The sequence below is a fragment of the Streptomyces sp. NPDC030798 genome, from assembly GCF_055572275.1.
Genome location: NZ_JBVIDR010000017.1, coordinates 76034 through 93617 on the forward strand (window position 1 = coordinate 76034; position 17584 = coordinate 93617).

The window sequence follows — 17584 nt, forward strand, 5'->3', positions numbered from 1 at the left end:
TCGGAAGGTCGGGTGGGGGGCGCCGCCGCTGCTCGACGCGGTCGGCGTTCGAGCATGCCGCGGGCCGGCGCGTGCGAGGTGGTGAACGCACGTGCTCGTCCTGGCCGTTGGGAACGGTGGGCACGTCGCCGGGCCGACCGCACACCGCTCGCCCGACCGGCGGGCACGAAGGCCCTGGTCGGTGTGGTGGCTCAGGTCGTCCGGGATCTTGGGCGCACGACGGTGTGCGCGAAGGGGGACCGAGGCGGCACCCGCCCGGCCGTCGGGTTCAGGGGCCGGCGGTCGGCCGGCTGTCCGGCGGTTGCTCGGGTTCTCAGGCGAGCTGGACGGTGGCCTGCAGGGTGGCGAGCACCTGGCCCTCGGGTGAGGAGGCGGTCACCCCGACCCGCACCCGGTTGCCGGGCAGCTTCTCCTCGACGGTCCCGGACAGCCGGAAGACCGCTCCTGTCTCGTCGTCCGGGACCGGGACCGGCCGGGCCAGGCGAATGCGGTGCTCCACCAGGGCGCCCGGGTCGCCGGTCCACCCGTTGACGATCTCCAGCACCTTGCCGAGCGTGAAGGGCCCGTGCATGATCACGTCGGGCAGTCCCACGGAGCGCGAGATCCGCTCGCTCCAGTGGGTGGCGGCGAAGTCCAGCCGCATGGTCTGGCCGCCGAACAGCAGCAGCGCGAGGCGGTCGACCGTGACCTCCTTGGCCGGCAGCTCCTGTCCGACGCTGGTGTCCTCGTAGCGCAGCCTGGCGGTCATGCCACACCCTCCTGCTCGGTTCCGGCGGCCGGATCGAAGGTGTCCGCATGGGAGATGACGAACTTGTAGCCCGTGCTGCACACCGGTTCGCCGTCCTCGGTGGCGATCTCGTTGTGGATGTGGATGATGTCGCGCTGCCGGCTGATCTCGGTGATGTCCGCGACGGTCGAGGTCAGCGTGAGCCGGTCGCCGAGGCGGACCGGGCGGTGCGAGACCGTGTGCAGGTCGGCCAGCAGCAGGTTGGCGCCGGGCTTGCGCCCGAGGTCGGGTTCGTACATCGGCCAGGCCCACACCATGCGGAACCACAGCCGCGAGGCGAATGCGGGCGGCGCGATCGGCGCGGGGTGCCCGAGCGCACGGGCAGCCTCCGGGTCCCGGTACACCGCGAGCGGTTCCTCGAACTGGGCCGCGGCGTCGCGCAACGTGTCCTCGGTGACCACCAGGACGGCTTCCGATTTGGTACTGCGGCCGATGACCGCGCGATTCAGCGGCATGATCGAACCACCTTTCCTCCCCGTGTGGTTCGGGGTTCCCCCGTGATTGGAGACGCGCTCCAAGAAAGAATTGACGACTCTTTTACTTCCGCCGTGTCATACGTCACTGTGCATCCGATCGGAGCCGATCAGGCACCCGATCGGTTCCGGACACAATGGTTCAGGGGTGACAAGCGACTGACAACGGCAGGCTTGTGAGCGCACATATAGTGAGTGCCGTTGGGGTGCGCACGTATCTGCACCGTCAGAAACGGACTGCACCATGGAGACGAAACGGATTCAACTATTCCGTTAACGGTCATCCGAAACCGGGGGAAACAATGAATCAGAAGCGGCCTACCGATCGCGATTATCAGGAGCTTCTCCGGAGGTATCGCGCAAAGGGCACCCGCGAGTTAATCGGGCTACCGCCCCGTATCTCCACACGACGTTCACGCAGCACACACCTTCGCCAATCCGACATGGACGAGGCACTTCGAGGTGGTACGGGCACGTATCAGAAACTGGAGAACGGCGTCCTGGCGCCGTCGCCCGAACTCTTCCTGCGGGTCGCCAGGACCCTGCACTTCAGCGACCACCATCTGCGCATCGCCCATCTGGACCTGTTCAGGACCGATCCGGTGCTGCCGGCGGGGCCCGTCTCCCCGCACTGGCACCGCTGGGCCGGCAGTCACACGGAGATGGCCTACGTCTGCTCGCCGGCCGGCGACGTCATCGCGGCCAACGACGCCTTCACGCAGATGTTCCCGTCCGGCGGGCCGCCGGCGAACATCACGGAGTGGGCGCTGCTGTCCGCCGAGGCCCGTGACGAGGTCCTGCTGGACTGGGAGCGGGACTGGGCACCCCACCTCCTGGCGGACCTGCGTCTCGCTCTCGCCCGGCACCCGGACGACCCGACCCTGCAGAAACTGCGGGACGCCGTCCGCAACGACCCGCGTACGCGGCACATCGAGGACGCGCCCAGCGGTGTCGGGGACGAGCCGCGCCGACTGCGCCACGCGGGACGCGGAGTGGTCACGGTCCGCCTGCTGACGTCGCACACGAGGGACGTCACGGCCGTGACGCTTCTCTCGGAGGCCCCCGCCCGCTGACCACCCCCAGGAGGCCCCTCAGAGCGCCCCGGCCACCGCCCCCGCACCGACAGGACCGAACGTGTGCTCCGGGTCGACCAGGCCGGGGAGCTTGGCCTCGGTCTCCGGGTCGGCCGGCAGGCAGGTGAACAGCTTCACCCCCGGGGACTGCAGTGCGGCCAGCCGCACGTAGTCCACGGCCAGCCGGCCGAGCCGGGGGTGGTCGAACTCCCAGCGGGCGGAGCCGAAGTCGGCCACGCGGTGCTCGTCCCACAACTCGCGGAACTCCTCGCTGACGCCGTACAGCTCGTTGCTCAGCTGCTCAAAACGCGGGTCGCCCAGGTTGCGGGCGGCGTCCGCGCGGAACTGGGCGAGCAGCCCGGAGGCCTGGGCGCGCCAGTCCACCAGCAGGCCGCGGGTCTCCGGGTCGGTGAACACCATGCGGATGATGTTGCGTTCGGGACCGGCCAGCCGGGCGGGGTCGCCGATCAGCCCCGCCTCGGCCGCGTTCCAGGCCAGCAGGTCCCAGCTCGGGCCGATGAGGTACGTCGGGTTCGGGTTGAGCGCGTCCACCAGGCGCTGCAGCTCGGCGCTCGGTGCGTCGGCGGCCTTCCGGCGCACGACGCCCTGCTGGTCGGCGAGCGTGTACATGTACCGCTTCTCGGCCGTCGTCAGGCGCAGTGCGCGCGCCAGGCTGTCGAGCACCTGTCTGCTGACCGTGATGTCCCGTGCCTGTTCGAGCCAGGTGTACCAGGTCACGCTCACCCCGGACAACTGCGCGACCTCTTCTCGCCGCAGCCCCGGAGTGCGCCTCCGGGGCCCCGGTTCGATCCCGACGTCACGCGGTGAGATCTGCCCGCGCCGGGCGCGGAGGAAGTCTGCGAGCTCCTGCCGCTGCGCCGTGTTGTCCATCCCATCCCCCGGTACGGACGTAGCCGTCGATGCTGGTGCCGCCACCACTAGCATATCCGCGCCCATGTGCAGCGGCCGAAGTCGATGGAACGCTGGGCGACATGACGCACCGTAAGACCGACGCGGCCGCCCACGGACCGACGAGCGCGCCGCACGCGACCGACGGGCGGGCCACCCCGGCGGAGTCGGCCGCCGCCTCGCCCTGGCGGGCGCTGCCGGTCATCCTCGTCGGCAGTTTCATGGCCATCCTCGACACCTTCATCGTGCTGGTCGCCGCCCCCGCCATCCAGACCGACCTGCACGCCTCCGACGGCCAGGTCCAGTTGATCGTCGCCGGATACCAGATCACCTACGCCGTGGCCCTGATCACCGGGGCCCGGCTCGGCGACACGTTCGGCCGCAAGCGGCTGTTCATGATCGGCATGGCCCTGTTCACCCTCACCTCGGTCGCCTGCGCCCTGGCGCCGACCGCCGAGGTGCTCATCGGGGCGCGCCTCGCGCAGGGCCTGAGCGCCGCGCTGATGTTCCCGCAGGTCTTCTCGATGATCCAGGTGCTGATTCCGGCGCAGCAGCGGCACCGCGCGTTCGGTGCGCTCGGCTCGGTGATCGGCGTGTCGACGATTCTCGGACAGCTGGTCGGTGGCCTGCTGATCGCGGCGAACCTGTTCGGCACCACCTGGCGCCCGGTGTTCTGGGTGAACGTCCCGATCGGCCTGATCACGCTGGCGCTGGCGGCGCGGATGGTGCCCGAGAGCCGCGCGCCGCAGGCCCGTTCGCTGGACCTGCCCGGTCTCGCGGTGCTCACCGTGGCGCTGTTCCTCCTGGTGATCCCGCTGGTGGAGGGGCGCGACGCGGGCTGGCCGGCCTGGACCTGGATCAGCCTCGCCGGCAGCGCGGTCGCGTTCGCGCTGTTCGTCGTGGTCGAGCGCCGGGTGGAACGGGTGGGGCGCGCCCCGCTGGTGTCCCTGCGGCTGTTCGCCGAGCGCCCGTTCGCGATCGGCATCACGCTCGTGGTCGTCGCCTACGCCGGCGTGAACTCCTTCTTCCTGATCCTCTCGCTGATGCTGCAGGACGGTCTCGGGATGTCCGCCCTGGGCGCGGGGCTCGAGTACACCCCGCTGGCGGTCGCCTTCTTCGCCACCAGCCTGCTGGCGGCACGCTGGACGCCGCGCTACGGCCGGCGCGTTCTGGAACTCGGCAGCGTGCTGGCCGCGACGGGCTTCCTCGCCACGCTGCTGATGGCCTTCGCCGAGGGTGGCCGGCTCTCGGCCGGCCCGCTGATCGCCCCGCTGACCCTGGTGGGCCTCGGCAACGGCCTGCTGCTCCCCCAGCTCCTGAACACGGTGCTCGGGCGGATCAGGCCGAGCGAGGTCGGCATGGCCTCCGGCGTCCTGTCCACCGGCCAGCAGGTCGGCGGTGCGGTGGGCGTCGCGGTCATCGGCGTGTTCTTCTTCGACGCCCTGACCCCGCACGGCAGCCGGGTGGCGCAGTACGCGCACGCCTTCGGCACGGCGGCGATCCTGAACCTGGTCATCGCGGCCGTCGCCACCGCGCTGCTGCTCGCCCTGCCCCGCCAGAAGCCGGCCGACGCCGCCTGACGCCCGACCGGCTCCCCCCATCGCGAGCCGAGCGCCCGGAGACGCCTCTCCGGGCGCTTGCGCGTGGTGCGGCTCGAGCCGCCCACGCGCCTCGGCCGGCCCCTGGTCCGGCCGCGCTCAACGGGCCGCGAGTTTCGGATGGTCGGTGTCGGGGAGCCAGTCGTGCCGCGGTGTGTACTCCAGCCAGCGCCGGGCCCGGCCCGCTTGTGCGAAGCCTTTCAGCAGGGTGTCCAGCAGAGGGTGGCGGGACGACTCCCGCCAGGCCAGTGACCACGCGTACAGCGGTGTCGGCCCGACGAGCGGAACACAGCGCAGGCCCAGGGGGTCGGGCAGCGGCGCGTCGGCGGGGAAGAGGGTGAAGCCCTCGGGGTCGGCGCGGAGTTGCCGGAGCAGGTGGTCCAGGCCCAGGTTGGGGCCGTCGTGCCGCCGCGTGATCCGGAACGCGTCGGCGAAGCGGCGCAGGAAGTCCAGGCGGTCCAGTTCGGCCGGGCACCACAGGACACTGTCACGCAGGTCGGCCGGGCGCAGGGCGTCCGCGCCGGACAGCGGGTGGGAGGGGCCGACCACCGCGTCGACGGGTTCCAGCCGCACCAGCCGCTGGGTGATTCCGGCGTCCCGGCCGTCGGGCAGCGGGTGCACCCGGCCGAATCCCAGGTCCGTCTCCCCGCGCAGCAGAGCCCCCGCGACGGACGGCCAGTCGCGCCCCGGGCCCGGCTCCCACCGCACCGCGCCGAGCGTCTGCACGGCCTCGGCGACCGTGCGCATCGGCGCGAACAGGTGGCCCCACGTGTCGATCCGGACGACCGGCCCGGTGCCCGTCACCGCCGCGACCGCCCGCTCGCCCGCCGCGAGCGCCTCGCGCGCGGCCGGCAGGAACCGCTCCCCCGCCTCGCTCAGCCGGATGCCTCCCCGGCGCTCGAAGAGCCGTACGCCCAGCGACTCCTCCAGCCGCGCGATGCGTTTGGACAACGCCTGCTGGCTGGTGCCCAGTTCCTCGGCGGCCCGCCCGAAGTGCAGTGTCCCGGCGGTCGCGGCGAAGGCGCGGACCAGGGCGAGGTCGAGGTCCATGCCGCCGACCCTATGCGACAACCGCGCGTTGTCGGCCGGGTCATCCGGTTGTTGGCCGGGCCGCCCTGCCGCGAGGTCGGATGGTCCCGCACGCCACGCCGCCGGATGGCCCGAGGCCAGTGAGGAGACGACCCCATGAAGGCGTTCGTACCGACCGGAGATCCCGCCGAACCGGTCGTGCTCGCCGACGTCGCAGAACCGACGCCACGCCCCGACGAGGTGCTCGTGAAGGTCGAGGCGTTCTCGGTCAACCGGGGCGAGACGTTCAAGCTGGAGAAGCCCGTCGCCGGCGAGCGGCCCGGGAAGGACGTCGCGGGCCTGGTGGTGCAGCCGGCCGCCGACGGCAGCGGACCGCCCGGCATCACCCGGGTCGTCGGCCACCCCATGTCGGGCGGCTGGGCGGAGTACGTGGCGGTGCCGACCACCGCGCTCGCCGCGCTGCCGGACGGCGTCTGCGTGCTCCAGGGCGCGGCGCTGCCACTGGCCGGCCTCACCGCGCTGCGCCTGCTGCGCGCCGCCGGACCGGTGCTGGGCCGGCGGGTCCTGCTGACCGGTGCCTCCGGGGGCGTGGGCCACTTCGTCACCGAACTCGCGGCCGCCGCCGGGGCCGAGGTCACCGCCGTGACCAGGGACGCCGAACGGGGCGCCCGGCTCGCCGGACTCGGCGCCGCCGAGATCGTCCACGACGTCGCCGACGCCCGGGGCCCGTACGACATCGTGCTGGAGTCGACCGGTGGCCGGGCCCTCCCCCTCGCGCTCGCGCGGCTCGCCGGGCGCGGCACGCTCATCTGGTTCGGGCAGGCCAGCCGGACGCCGGCGACGCTCGACTTCTTCGACTTCTTCGCGGGGCCGGAATCGGCCGTCATCCGCCACTTCCACTACCTCGACGCCGACACCCGCCTCGACGACGACCTGGCGGCACTGGTCCGGCTGACCGCCGACGGCCGGCTGCACCCCGAGATCGGCCGGATCACGGACTGGGCCGACACCGCGACCACCCTCACCGACCTGCGCGACCGCCGCATCCGCGGCAAGGCCGTCCTCACCCTCTCCTGAAGGAGCACGACCATGACCACCGGCACCGACCCCAGGGCCGTCGTCGTCCGCTACGTCGAGGCCGTCCGCGACGGCGACGCCGACGTCATCCACGACAGCTTCGCCGAAGACGCGACCTGGCACTATCCCGGCAGCCTGCCCGTCTCCAAGGTGTGGCGGGGCCGCGACGCGATCGTCAACGAGTTCCTCGGCGGCATGGGAACGGTCTTCGTCCCCGGCACCCTGGAGATCGAACTGGTCGGCACGATCACCGAGGGCGAGCGCGTGGTGGCCGAATGGACCTCCAGGGCCAGGACCGTGCGGGGCGACACCTACGACAACCGCTGCCTCGGCATCTACACGGTGCGCGACGGCAGGATCGTCTCCGTCGTCGAGTACGCCGACACCCACCACGTGGCCGCGACGCTCTTCCCCGGCCAGGACACCCACCGGCCCACCGCTGCCGACTGACTGCCGGGGGTGTCACGCGCCCGCGGCCTTCCGTACGGCACGCGGTGAGGCGCCCCGTTCCCTGCGGCACGTCTTGTGAAGCTCGTCGACCGGTCAGGAATCCGGTGGGCCCGACGTTGCGGTGGGGGCCGCCGGGAACGCCGCTCGGCCGTCCTTCGTCTACAGTTCCTGGTGTCTACATGCTTGTAGTCACGCCGTCGTCCGTCACCGGCCCCGCCGACCGCCCGGCCGAGGAGCTGCCACCGAATCATGCGTCACACGATCCTGGTCGTCGAGGACGACCACGTCCTGCGCGACGTGCTGCGGCGCGGTCTGGCCGAGGAGGGCTTCGACCCCGTCCTCGCCGCCGACGGCGCGTCCGCCCTGCGGCTCGCCACCGGTGACGTAGCGGCGGCCGTGCTCGACGTCGGGCTGCCCGACGCCGACGGGCGGGACGTGTGCCAGGCGATGCGCGCGAACGGCTTCCTGGCGCCGGTGATCTTCCTGACCGCCCGGCACCGGCTCACCGACCGACTGTCCGGCTTCGCCGCCGGGGGCGACGACTATCTGCCGAAGCCGTTCCACCTGGCCGAGCTCGCGGCACGGCTCAGGGCCGCCCTCAGACGGGCGCCGGCCGCACCGCCCGCCACCGCCACGGCCGGCGACCTCGTCCTGGACCCGGTCGGGCACAGCGCCACCGTGCACGGTGCCCGCGTCCCCCTCACCCCGACCGAGTTCCGGCTGCTCGCCACGCTCGTGGCCGCGGCCGGAGCCCATGTGTCCCGGCGCGAGCTGCTCCGGGCGGGCTGGCCCGAGGGTGCGTACGTGAGTGACAACACCCTCGACCAGTACCTGACGCGGCTGCGCCGCAAGCTGCGCGAGGCCGGCAGCGCGCTGAGCATCGGCACGGCACGCGGCGTCGGACACCACCTGTCATGACCCTCGACCGCGTCCTGCGCCGTCTGACGCCCCGCACCCTGCGCGGCCGGCTCTCCCTCGTGGCCCTGACCGCCGCCGCGCTGCTGATGACCGTCCTGACCGTGGTGTTCAACGCGGCGATGGACCGCCATCTGCAGCACCAGGCGGACGACGAGCTGCGCAACCGGGCCGCCGCCGTGGCCACGACCGTCGACACCAGCGGGCCCCGGGTCCGCATCCTGGCGACCGCCAACGACGACCTCCTCGACGCCAACGTGTGGATCTACGCCGGCACCCGGCTGCTGGAGAAACCCCCGTCGGCCACGGCCGGCAGCCCGCTCACCCAGGCCGCCGACCGGCTGGCCGGCCGGCCCGCCCCGACCTGCGCGAGCGTCCACGGCCACGGGGAGCGGCCCGTCCGGCTGTGCTCCCGGCCGCTGCACGGCCGCCGCACCACCGCCACCGTCGTCACCGCCCTGGACCTCGGCCCGTACCGCAGTTCGGCCGGCACCCTGCTGCTGGGGTCGCTGATCCTGGACGCCGTCATGCTGGCGTGCACGTACGTCCTGACGCGCCTCGCCGTCGGGCGGGCGCTGCGCCCGGTGCGGACGATGACCGACCAGGCCACCCAGTGGAGCGCCGTGGGCTCGCAGGAGCGCTTCGGCACCGACACGCATCCGGCCGAACTGGCCCGCCTGGGCGCCTCGCTGGACGCGCTCCTGGACCGCATACGCACCGTCCTGCGCCATGAACAGCAGCTCACCGGCGAGCTGTCCCACGAGCTGCGCACCCCGCTCACCCGGATCGTCATGGAGCTCGACTGGTGGCGGTCCCGTCCGCGCTCGGAGGCCGAGACCCGCGCCACCCACGAGGTGCTCACCGAGGCCGCCCAGTCGATGCGCACCATCTGCGACACGCTGCTGAACGACGCCCGCGAGAACGCGCTGAACCCCCCGTCCACGGCCCCCGGCACGACGGACGTCGTCCCCGTCCTCGACCGCATGGTCCGGCGGCTCGACACCCGCGGCCGGGTGACAGTGGCGGTCGGGAGCGCAGCCGGGGCACCGCGGGCCGGGGTCGCCCCCGCTCTCCTGGAACGCATCGTCAGCCCCCTGCTCGCCAACGCCGTCCGCCACGCCCGCTCCGGTGTCACCGTCACCGCGCGCCCCGAGCCCGGCGCCGTACGGATCGACGTGGTCGACGACGGCCCGGGCGTGCCGGAGGCGTTCCTCGGCGAGCTGTTCCAGCCCGGCCGGCGCGCCGACCCCGCCGACGGCCACGACGGCGCCGGCCTCGGCCTGCCGCTCGCCCGGCGCCTGGCCCGTGCGGTAGGCGGCGAGGTGTGCCACGACCCCACGCACACGCCCGGAGCAAGGTTCACGGTCACTCTGCCCGGTGCCTGACGGCCGCCCGGGGAGCGCCGCAGGTGACGACCGTGGGGGCACGACGGCCGCCGATGGCCCCCGCCGACGACATGGTTGCCGCGATCGCCGCGCCGGACGCCGACCTCGCGGCCGTGCCGTACACGAGCGGATACAAGCCCTTCAGGGCCGAGGCCGACGCGGCCGCGAAGACGGCCGTCGCCCCGGACCGCGGCGAGAAGCCGGGCCGCATCACCGGCACCGCGGTCGACACCCCCGCGACGGCGTCTGCACGACCGGCCGGATCTGCGCCCCGGCGGTGGCCTCCGCCTGCCGCAGAGCCGGACTCACCCCGTGACGGCCGGGCAGTCCCCGCGTCACCGGCGTCCCCTACGATGCGGCGTTGTGGCGATACACACTCCCTGGGGGACACCGTACGGCGGCCCGCCGCCTCTGCCGCCGAACATACCGGCGAAGGACCTGCGGCCGCGGCGCATCTGGTACCTGGTAGCCGCGCTGGTGGCGCTGGTGCTGGCCGGTGCCGGCATCGCCCTCGTCGTCGTGACGGTCAAGAACACGGTCGACTCGATCGACACCGCGCAGACCTTCACCAGCGGCGGCTCGCGGGCGTTCAGCTTCGTCCAGGGGGAGACCAGGGCGATCTACGTCTCCCAGTCCGGGGAGGGCCGGGTCGACTGCCGCATCCCGGGCATGGCGTCCGGGTCGATGACCCAGCCGGACAGCACCTTCCGCATCACCGCCGGGTCCCGCACCTGGGAGCGCGTCTTCGAGGTGAAGCCGGGCAGCAGCGGCGACTACACGGTCACCTGCACCTCGGAGCAGCCGGCCGAGTTCGCGCTGGGCGACAAGCCGCGGGTGGGGGCCACCGTCGGCGGCATTCTCGGGGCGATCGGCTGCTTCTTCGCCGCGGTCGTCTCCGCCGCGACCATCGCCGTCGTCACCGCCGTCCGCCGCAGCCGCCACCGCCGAACCCTCACCACCCCCTGGGCACCGCCCTCCTGGGGCCCCTCCCCCGCCGGCCCCGCCCCGGGATACCCCCCGGGACCGCCGTCCTAGGGCGCCGTTCGGTTGATGTTGACGGGGAGTCAGGTTACCGGCGCGCGGGGCGCGGAACGCTCGTAGTCCCGGCCCGGTGATCCCTGAGGTAGCTGATGACGACCCGTTCTGCCCTGTGTCCGCGTGGGGGTCCGGTGCGGTGGTGGCGGGCGGTGCCGTCCGGTGCCGTCGGGATGGTGCTGGCGCTGGTGGGAGCGGTTCTGCTCGGCGCTGCGGCACCGGCCGTGGCGCTGACGAAGCCGGTGGTCGGCGGGCCCGTGTTCAACGACCCGTTGGGTACGCCGGCGCAGCAGAAGGCGATCTTCACGCAGCTCGTCCGGCTGATCGACGCGACGCCCGCCGGGGCGACGATCCGGGGCTCGATGTACGAGTTCGACGACCAGGAGGTCGCCGACGCGCTGCTCGCCGCCCACCGGCGCGGCGTCGACGTCAAGCTGATCGTCGACGACTCGACCTATGTGAGCGGCGCCGGCGGCTCCGAGTTCACCAACGTGCCGTACCGGACCCTCAAGGCCGGCCTCGGCACCGATGACGCGGCCCGCTCCTGGATCGTGGTCTGCGACGACCGCTTCGAGGACCCCGACGGCGTGGACGACGTCCAGCGCGGCTGCCTGGCCGTGACGCCGCCCGAACCGGCGTACGACCACAACAAGTTCTTCCTCTTCTCCAGGGTCGGCCCCTTCGACGACGGCACCAGCTACACGAAGGTCGTCTTCCAGACCTCCTCGAACCTCTCCGACTGGTACAAGGTCGAGTCCTTCAACGACGCCGTCACCTTCACCAGCAGCGCCGTCTACGACGGGTACGCCGCGTACCACGAGCAGCTCCGCCACGGCCGCACCCTCGCGCACGGCAACAACCACGCGTACTTCTCCACCCCGACCGGCTCGACGTACCGGGCCTTCTTCTTCCCCCGCGGCGACAGCTCCTACCACAACCCGGCCACCGACACCGTCGTCAACCTGCTCAACGAGGTCCGCTGCGGCTACACCGGCACGGACGGCAAGCGGCATCAGACCGACATCCGCGTCCTGACGCACAGCTTCCTCGGCTCGCGCAGCCAGGTCGCCGACAAGCTGGCGCAGTTGCGGCGCAGCGGCTGCTGGGTCGACGTCATCTACACCGAGACGGACTCGGCGATCACCAGCCGGCTGAACGCCGCCGGCATCCAGCACCGCGCCTGCAGCATCCACCGCGGCCCGGGCATCGACGTCCGCCCGCACAACAAGCAGCTTCTGATCGACGGCTCCTACAACGGCGACCTCACGCCGCGCGTGTACACGGGCAGCGCCAATCTGACGGGGTCGTCGTTGCGCTCGGCCGACGAGGCGTTCGTCCGGATCGCCAGCGCCTCGTACCACGCGAAGTACCTGAGCACGTTCTACAGGATCCGTTCCGCCTGCGGCGGTTGACCTGCTCCGCGTGCCCCGCTCAGATCCCGCCCACCACCACCAGCACGACCAGGAGCACGGTCGCGCCGGCGCACATGCCGTGGGCCACGACGGCGGTGAGCGGGAAGTGCCGCTCGGCGGTGCTCGCGTCCCGCGAGTGACGGCCGGAGCTGGGCAGCCACCGCAGCAGCATCATGAAGCCGAAGGCGGCGACCAGCAGGACGATGGCGCACGCCGCCCAGGCGGAGCCGCGCGCGCTGCCCGCCACATACGCGACCCAGGCGACGAGCCCGGCCACCGCGAGCGCCACATGCCCGAGGACCAGCCACAGCGGAAGCCGCGTCACTCCGGGCAGGCGCTGGCGCAGCCCGCCGTGGCGGATCCACACGGTGGCCAGACAGCCCCCCAGCACCGCGGTGACCAGCCACGCACACAGAACGACGACACGCATACGTCCCCCTCCGCCTCGGCACGCTCTCGCGCACCCCCAGCACAGCGCACACCCCAGCCGTCGTACCGGACATCCATTCACCAATTCACACGTAGGTGTGAACAACCGCCCAAACGGTTGTGCAGCGCCCCCGCTTCGTCAGCGCTTGGTCGCCACGTAGTAGACGTTGAGCAGGTCGCCCTCCACGGACTCGGTGGCGATCGGGCCGAAGCCTGCTTCCTCGAGCATGCGGAGGGCTTTCTCCTGGCCCCAGACCGCGCCCAGGCCGGCTCCGCCGGTGCTGAGCGAGGTCGTCATGCAGTAGAAGACGGAGAAGCCGAAGAGGGCGGGGCCGAGGGGATGGCCGATGTTCCGTTCCAGCCTGCTGGAGGCGGCGATGTCGCCCATGAGGAACGTGCCGCCGGGGCGCAGGGCGCGGGCGATGGCCGCGAGCGTCTCGGCCGGGCGGGCGAGGTCGTGAATGACGTCGAAGGCGGTGACGAGGTCGTACTCACCGGTGATGTCGGTGGCATCGGCGACCGTGTAGTGGACGTTCCGCAGGCCCGCGCGGGCGGCCGCGGCCCGTGCCGACTCGATCGCGGGCTCCGACCGGTCCAGGCCGTGGAAGCGGCCGGCCGGGAACGCCTGGGCGAGGACCAGGGGGGCGTGGCCCTGGCCGGTGCCCACGTCGAGGGCGTCGATGCCGTCGCGCAGCCGCTCGGACAGCCCGGGTGCCAGGGGCACGATCGTGTCGACCAGCGCCCGGTCGTAGACCCGGGCCGTCTCCTCAGCCTGCAGGGCCTGGAACCGGGGATAGGCCGAGTAGGGCACGCCCCCGCCCTCCCGGAAGCAGCGCACCACCTGCTGCTCGACCTCGCCCATGAGGGCGATGTACGGCATCAGGCCCGCCAGGTTGTCCGGGCCCGCGGCGGTGGTGAGCGAGGCGGCGTGCTCCGGGGGCAGGGTGTAGGTCTCCCGCTCCGGGTCGTACTCGAGGATCCCGCCCACGACCATGCCGCCCAGCCATTCGCGGACGTACCGCTCGTCGAGATCCGCCGCCTTGGCCGTGTCGGCGCTCGTCGAGGGCGGCAGCCCGGCCAGGGTGTCGAACAGCCCCGTCTGGTGGCCGACGCTGATGAGCAGGGCCAGCGCCGCCTTGTTCAGCACATCCACCATCCCGGCGGCGAACGCCTCCTGCCGGGCGGGGTCCGGTTGCGCCCGGTGTGTCTCGGACGTCGACATGATTCCTCCCATTCCCCACCCCATTGGCACGTATGAGCCCTTTCTGGCAGGTCATGGCCCGGCTGCTGCCGGGGACGGGCCTCGCGCTCACCGCCTCTCGCGAGCCTCCGGAAGGGTCGGTTCGAAGAGTTCGACCACGTTGCCGGACGGGTCCTCGACGAGGAGCTGCCTGCCGCCGACCCCGGTGACGATCTCGGTGCGGAAGCGGACGCCCGCCTCGCGCAGGCGGTGGGCCTCGGCCTCGAGGTCCTCGACCTGCAGCGAGAACCGGTTCCAGCCGCCGGGCCGGGGCAGCGTCCCGTCGGGCAGGGCCTGGCCGCCGCCCGGGCCGCCCCCGGGCCTGCTCAGGGCGAGCCGGAGGTCGTCGCGCAGCAGCAGGGCGAAGGCCGGTGCCGGGTGCATCAGCTCGCGGAAGCCGAGGTGGGCGCAGTAGAAGGTGAGCGCCGCGTCCACGTCGTCGACGATGTAGCGGACCGTGGCCATGGGTGCGCCTCCCGCAAGAAGTGCCGCGACCGTCCCTCCCGTGACACCAGCGTAGATCTCGGCCCCGCCGCACGAGGCCCGTCCGCGTCACGATCCGGCACGCGACCGGGCCCGCGAGGGCCTCAGGAGGGCGCCCGCAGCGCGTTCAGGATCTGTTCCAGGGACCTGTGGTCGGGGTCGGCTGTCCGGCCCAGCTCGTGCTCCAGGGCCGTGACGAGGTCGTCCGCGGCGGACGGCGACCGCTCGTCGAGCAGGTGCACGACATGGACGGCACCTTCGACGAAACCCGTGGCCCTGACCGCCTTCACGACCCTCCTGCGCACCGTGTCGGCGACGTCCCACTCGCGGCTGTACCGCGCGATGTAGCGGGCGGCGAGGTACTGGCCGAAGGGGTCCCGCACCAGGGTCCAGCGGGGCGCGGTGTCGGAGGCAGTGGCCGGCGCCGGACGGACGGGGAAGTCCGACTCGGCGAACAGGGCCAGCAGTTCCTCGGCGAGCCCGGAGACGCGCGACTCGTGGACGGTGTGGCGCAGTGCCCTGCGCAGGGCGGCGGCGAACTCATGGCCGGGCATGTCGGGCGAGCCGCCGGGCCGGGTGACGAACCGGTAGGCCAGGCGGCACACGACCTGGCCGAGTTCCTCGGGCCGGAGGGCGGAGCGGGAGATGCCCCGGTAGCCCTCACGGCCGCCGAAGAGCAGGACGTACGTGCTGTCGTACAGGTCGATCAGCCGGCGCGGGAGGACGCCACGGCGCTCATACACGGCGGCCAGCTGCGCCAGGAGGAGCGGAGTGGAGAGCCAGTCGGCCAGCTCCGGGGAGGAGGTGACCTCGGTGAGGAGCCGGTCGGCTGCCGGCTCGGACATGCGGGTCGCCTGCGCCCAGAGGGAGAGGTAGGTGCGCACGTCACCCGGCGAGAACCTGTCGATCTCGTGCGCGGCGAAGCCGCTCGCCACCAGGCCCGAGACGGAGGCGCCGGGGCGGCTGAAGACCACGACCCCGGCCCGCGGGTACCTCGCGCAGAACCTGGCCACGTCGGCCTGGGCGCGGTCGCGCTCGCGGACGGGCAGTTCGTCGAGTCCGTCGAAGATGATCAGCGTGCGGCGCTCGGTGAGGAGGAGTTCGAGCGTCTCGTACGGCATCTCCAGGTCGTGGCGCAGGCCGACCGAGTCGGCGATCAGCCGCTCGAGGGGCTGCGGCCGGCCGGCGCGCCGGCGCAAGGGGGCGGTGAAGGCGACATCCGGCCGACCACCGTCGTCCCCCGCGGCGACCTCGTAGCAGATCCGGTCCGCCAGGACGGTCTTTCCGGTGCCGGCGCCGCCGAGGACGAGGACCTTGCGGTGCTCGGCGACGACCGCCTGCCAGGGAGCGTGCAGGGCACCGGACCCGGTGCCCTCGGCGGAGGTCAGACGCTGGGGGATGTAGAGCTCGTCGGGGGAGGAGATCCGCCGCGCGCGGCTGAGGTCCGCCCCCGGGCCGGCGCCGGACCACTGGCTGTCCAGCAGCCGGGCGCGGTAGCTCTCCAGGAAGTCGCTGGTGTACACCTCCAGGAAGCGGGCGACATGCGTGCCGTCGGTGTCGTCGCCCGCCGTCTCGCAGTACTCCCGGGCGAACAGCTTGAGCAGGTCGTGGTAGCGGAAGTGGACGCCGTCGCTCGTCTCGACGAGCTGGGCGTCGACGAGGAGTTCCAGCAGCTCCTCCGCCCGCGCCTGCGGCACCTGGAGGAAGACTCCGGCGTGCCGGGCCTCGAAGCGGCTGAGCGGGAGCCGGGAGAGGACGCGGAAGGCGTGGGCCTCGGCCTCGTTCAGGCCGCGGTAGCTGATCTCGAAGCTGCCGCGGACGTCCAGGGAGCCGTCGGCCAGCTTGGCGAGTCTGGTGCGTTCGTCGGTGAGCACCTCGGCGAGCCTGCCGACGGTCCAGTGGCGCTTCCGCTTGAGGAGCGCGCCCGCGATGCGCAGGGCCAGCGGGAGGCGGCCGCACTGCTGGACGAGGGTGCGGGCGGCGTGCTCGTCGTCCGTGCCGGACCAGTGGCGCTGGGAGACCTCGGCGAGCAGGGTCAGCGCCTCGGCCTCGCTCATCAGGTCCAGGTGGTGGAGCAGGACGCCGTCGATCGCCGACAGCGGGACGCGGGAGGTGACGAGGACGAGGCAGGTCGCGGTGGCGGGGATCAGGTCCGCGACCTGGTCCGCCGACTGGGCGTTGTCGAGGAGGACCAGGCAGCGGCGCCCGTCGAGGAGGGAGCGGTAGCGCTGGGGGAGGTCCTGGGCGCCGACCGGGACGCTGAGGGTGGCGGGGTCGAGGTCGGCGACGAAGCGCTGCAGGATCTGCGCGGCGGTGGGCGGCTCGCCGCTCTGCTCCCCCAGGTCGGCGTAGAGCTGGACCTCGTCGAACCGCCCGGCGAGCCGGTGGGCCATGTGCACGGCCAGGGCGGACTTGCCGACGCCCGGGGTGCCGTACAGGTCGATGACGTGGGGGCCGGGGCCGGCGTCGCCGGTCAGGGACTCGACCGCGGCGATGTGGTCCCTGCGTCCGCTGAAGTCCTTCGGCGCCTGCGGAAGTTGGTGCAGGGAGCGGGCCGGGGTGGGCGCGGAGGTGAAGTAGATCGGTGCGTAGTTGTCGCGGAGGACGTTGACCTGTCGGGCGTTGCCGTTGGCGAGCACCACCGTGCCGGACCGGTCCGGCCGGCGCCTAAGAAAGGGAAATGGACCCACTGTTGTTTCCGCTGATGTTGACCTGCTTGGCGTTCCCGCTCGCGTGGGCGATCAGGGTCTGCGTGGCGGGATCGCGCTGGGCGGCGGTCACCAGGGCTTCCAGGGTGGCGGCGAAGTCCGCATCGTTCTCCAGCTCGCGGCGCAGATGGCCGGCGACGGCGGCCCGCGTGCCCTCGTCCCCGGGACTCGCCTCCAGCTCGGCCAGGGCGGCGCTCTGCGCGTCGGACCGGCCGAGCCGCTGCCGGACGGCATGCGCGACGCCCTGGATCCTCAGCCAGGCGGCCTTCCCCGCCTCCGACGCCGCGCCCTCCCCGAACTTGGTCGCGACCAGCGCCACCGCCACGGTGCTCAAGGTGACCGGATCCATGCTCGCCTCCCCCACGTGTCCCCACGCCACGGTCCTGCCTCCACGCTACCGGCGCGAAGCGGGCTGCGGCGGCGAAACGGCCGCAGCCGCCTGCTGCCGAGAGCGGCCGTGGCGGCCTGCGTCCAGGTGGGTGGCGGACAGGCGGCGGTCACGGCGGATCTGGAGGCAGGTGGTGGCGGCGACGACCGCGAAAGCGGCGGACAGCGGGGTCAGGTAGTACAGCATGTGCGCC

18 protein-coding genes are annotated in these 17584 nt (G+C 72.7%); 8 read left to right on the forward strand and 10 right to left on the reverse strand.

Going from position 1 to position 17584, the window contains the following annotated elements; all coding sequences use genetic code 11:
- Positions 1-313: 313 nt before the first annotated feature.
- A complete protein-coding gene (locus ACZ404_RS31735) occupies positions 314-748 on the reverse strand; it encodes a MaoC/PaaZ C-terminal domain-containing protein (RefSeq protein WP_468445904.1) in 435 nt (144 codons plus the stop codon).
- Positions 745-1242, reverse strand: coding sequence for a MaoC family dehydratase (locus ACZ404_RS31740; RefSeq protein WP_468445906.1), 498 nt, complete (start codon positions 1240-1242; stop codon positions 745-747). The genes ACZ404_RS31735 and ACZ404_RS31740 overlap by 4 nt, the downstream gene beginning before the upstream one ends.
- A 461-nt stretch (positions 1243-1703) precedes the next feature.
- On the opposite strand from ACZ404_RS31740, the gene ACZ404_RS31745 reads away from it, so the two are divergent.
- Entirely contained in the window at positions 1704-2333 is a 630-nt protein-coding gene (locus tag ACZ404_RS31745) for an MmyB family transcriptional regulator (protein WP_468445908.1), read from the forward strand.
- Positions 2334-2351: 18 nt separating this feature from the next.
- Here the strand turns inward: ACZ404_RS31745 and ACZ404_RS31750 are convergent, their stop codons facing one another.
- On the reverse strand, positions 2352-3278 hold the full coding sequence (locus ACZ404_RS31750; protein ID WP_468446061.1) for a helix-turn-helix transcriptional regulator: 927 nt from the start codon (positions 3276-3278) through the stop codon (positions 2352-2354).
- A 47-nt stretch (positions 3279-3325) separates the two neighbouring features.
- Here ACZ404_RS31750 and ACZ404_RS31755 point away from each other — a divergent pair, with 47 nt between their 5' ends.
- Positions 3326-4822 (forward strand): MFS transporter, encoded by a 1497-nt coding sequence (locus ACZ404_RS31755; RefSeq protein ID WP_468445910.1) that lies wholly within the window; start codon positions 3326-3328, stop codon positions 4820-4822.
- 117 nt (positions 4823-4939) lie between these two features.
- Here the strand turns inward: ACZ404_RS31755 and ACZ404_RS31760 are convergent, their stop codons facing one another.
- Entirely contained in the window at positions 4940-5890 is a 951-nt protein-coding gene (locus tag ACZ404_RS31760; protein ID WP_468445912.1) for a LysR family transcriptional regulator, read from the reverse strand.
- 135 nt (positions 5891-6025) lie between these two features.
- On the opposite strand from ACZ404_RS31760, the gene ACZ404_RS31765 reads away from it, so the two are divergent.
- From ACZ404_RS31765 to ACZ404_RS31790, 6 genes are all read left to right on the forward strand, one after another.
- Positions 6026-6946 carry a zinc-binding dehydrogenase gene (locus ACZ404_RS31765; RefSeq protein WP_468445914.1) on the forward strand — a complete coding sequence of 307 codons (921 nt, stop codon included), beginning with the start codon at positions 6026-6028 and terminating at the stop codon, positions 6944-6946.
- A gap of 12 nt (positions 6947-6958) precedes the next feature.
- Positions 6959-7396, forward strand: a complete 438-nt coding sequence (locus tag ACZ404_RS31770) for a nuclear transport factor 2 family protein (protein ID WP_468445916.1) — start codon at positions 6959-6961, stop codon at positions 7394-7396.
- A 249-nt stretch (positions 7397-7645) separates the two neighbouring features.
- Positions 7646-8314 (forward strand): response regulator transcription factor, encoded by a 669-nt coding sequence (locus ACZ404_RS31775; RefSeq protein ID WP_468445918.1) that lies wholly within the window; start codon positions 7646-7648, stop codon positions 8312-8314.
- Complete coding sequence (locus ACZ404_RS31780; RefSeq protein ID WP_468445920.1) at positions 8311-9696, forward strand: sensor histidine kinase; 1386 nt, start codon at positions 8311-8313, stop codon at positions 9694-9696. Before ACZ404_RS31775 ends, ACZ404_RS31780 begins: the two co-directional genes overlap by 4 nt.
- 363 nt (positions 9697-10059) lie before the next feature.
- Positions 10060-10731 carry a serine/arginine repetitive matrix protein 2 gene (locus tag ACZ404_RS31785; protein WP_468445922.1) on the forward strand — a complete coding sequence of 224 codons (672 nt, stop codon included), beginning with the start codon at positions 10060-10062 and terminating at the stop codon, positions 10729-10731.
- A 95-nt stretch (positions 10732-10826) separates the two neighbouring features.
- Entirely contained in the window at positions 10827-12143 is a 1317-nt protein-coding gene (locus tag ACZ404_RS31790) for a phospholipase D-like domain-containing protein (RefSeq protein WP_468445924.1), read from the forward strand.
- Between the two features lie 19 nt (positions 12144-12162).
- Here the strand turns inward: ACZ404_RS31790 and ACZ404_RS31795 are convergent, their stop codons facing one another.
- The 6 genes from ACZ404_RS31795 to ACZ404_RS31820 form a co-directional block, all read right to left on the reverse strand.
- Positions 12163-12573, reverse strand: a complete 411-nt coding sequence (locus tag ACZ404_RS31795; protein ID WP_468445926.1) for a hypothetical protein — start codon at positions 12571-12573, stop codon at positions 12163-12165.
- 138 nt (positions 12574-12711) lie between these two features.
- Complete coding sequence (locus tag ACZ404_RS31800; RefSeq protein ID WP_468445928.1) at positions 12712-13794, reverse strand: class I SAM-dependent methyltransferase; 1083 nt, start codon at positions 13792-13794, stop codon at positions 12712-12714.
- A gap of 87 nt (positions 13795-13881) precedes the next feature.
- Complete coding sequence (locus tag ACZ404_RS31805; protein ID WP_468445930.1) at positions 13882-14277, reverse strand: VOC family protein; 396 nt, start codon at positions 14275-14277, stop codon at positions 13882-13884.
- A gap of 122 nt (positions 14278-14399) precedes the next feature.
- On the reverse strand, positions 14400-16937 hold the full coding sequence (locus ACZ404_RS31810; RefSeq protein ID WP_468445932.1) for an NACHT domain-containing protein: 2538 nt from the start codon (positions 16935-16937) through the stop codon (positions 14400-14402).
- Between the two features lie 25 nt (positions 16938-16962).
- Positions 16963-17352 (reverse strand): hypothetical protein, encoded by a 390-nt coding sequence (locus ACZ404_RS31815; protein ID WP_468445934.1) that lies wholly within the window; start codon positions 17350-17352, stop codon positions 16963-16965.
- A gap of 45 nt (positions 17353-17397) precedes the next feature.
- Positions 17398-17577 carry a hypothetical protein gene (locus ACZ404_RS31820; RefSeq protein ID WP_468445936.1) on the reverse strand — a complete coding sequence of 60 codons (180 nt, stop codon included), beginning with the start codon at positions 17575-17577 and terminating at the stop codon, positions 17398-17400.
- Positions 17578-17584 lie beyond the last annotated feature (7 nt).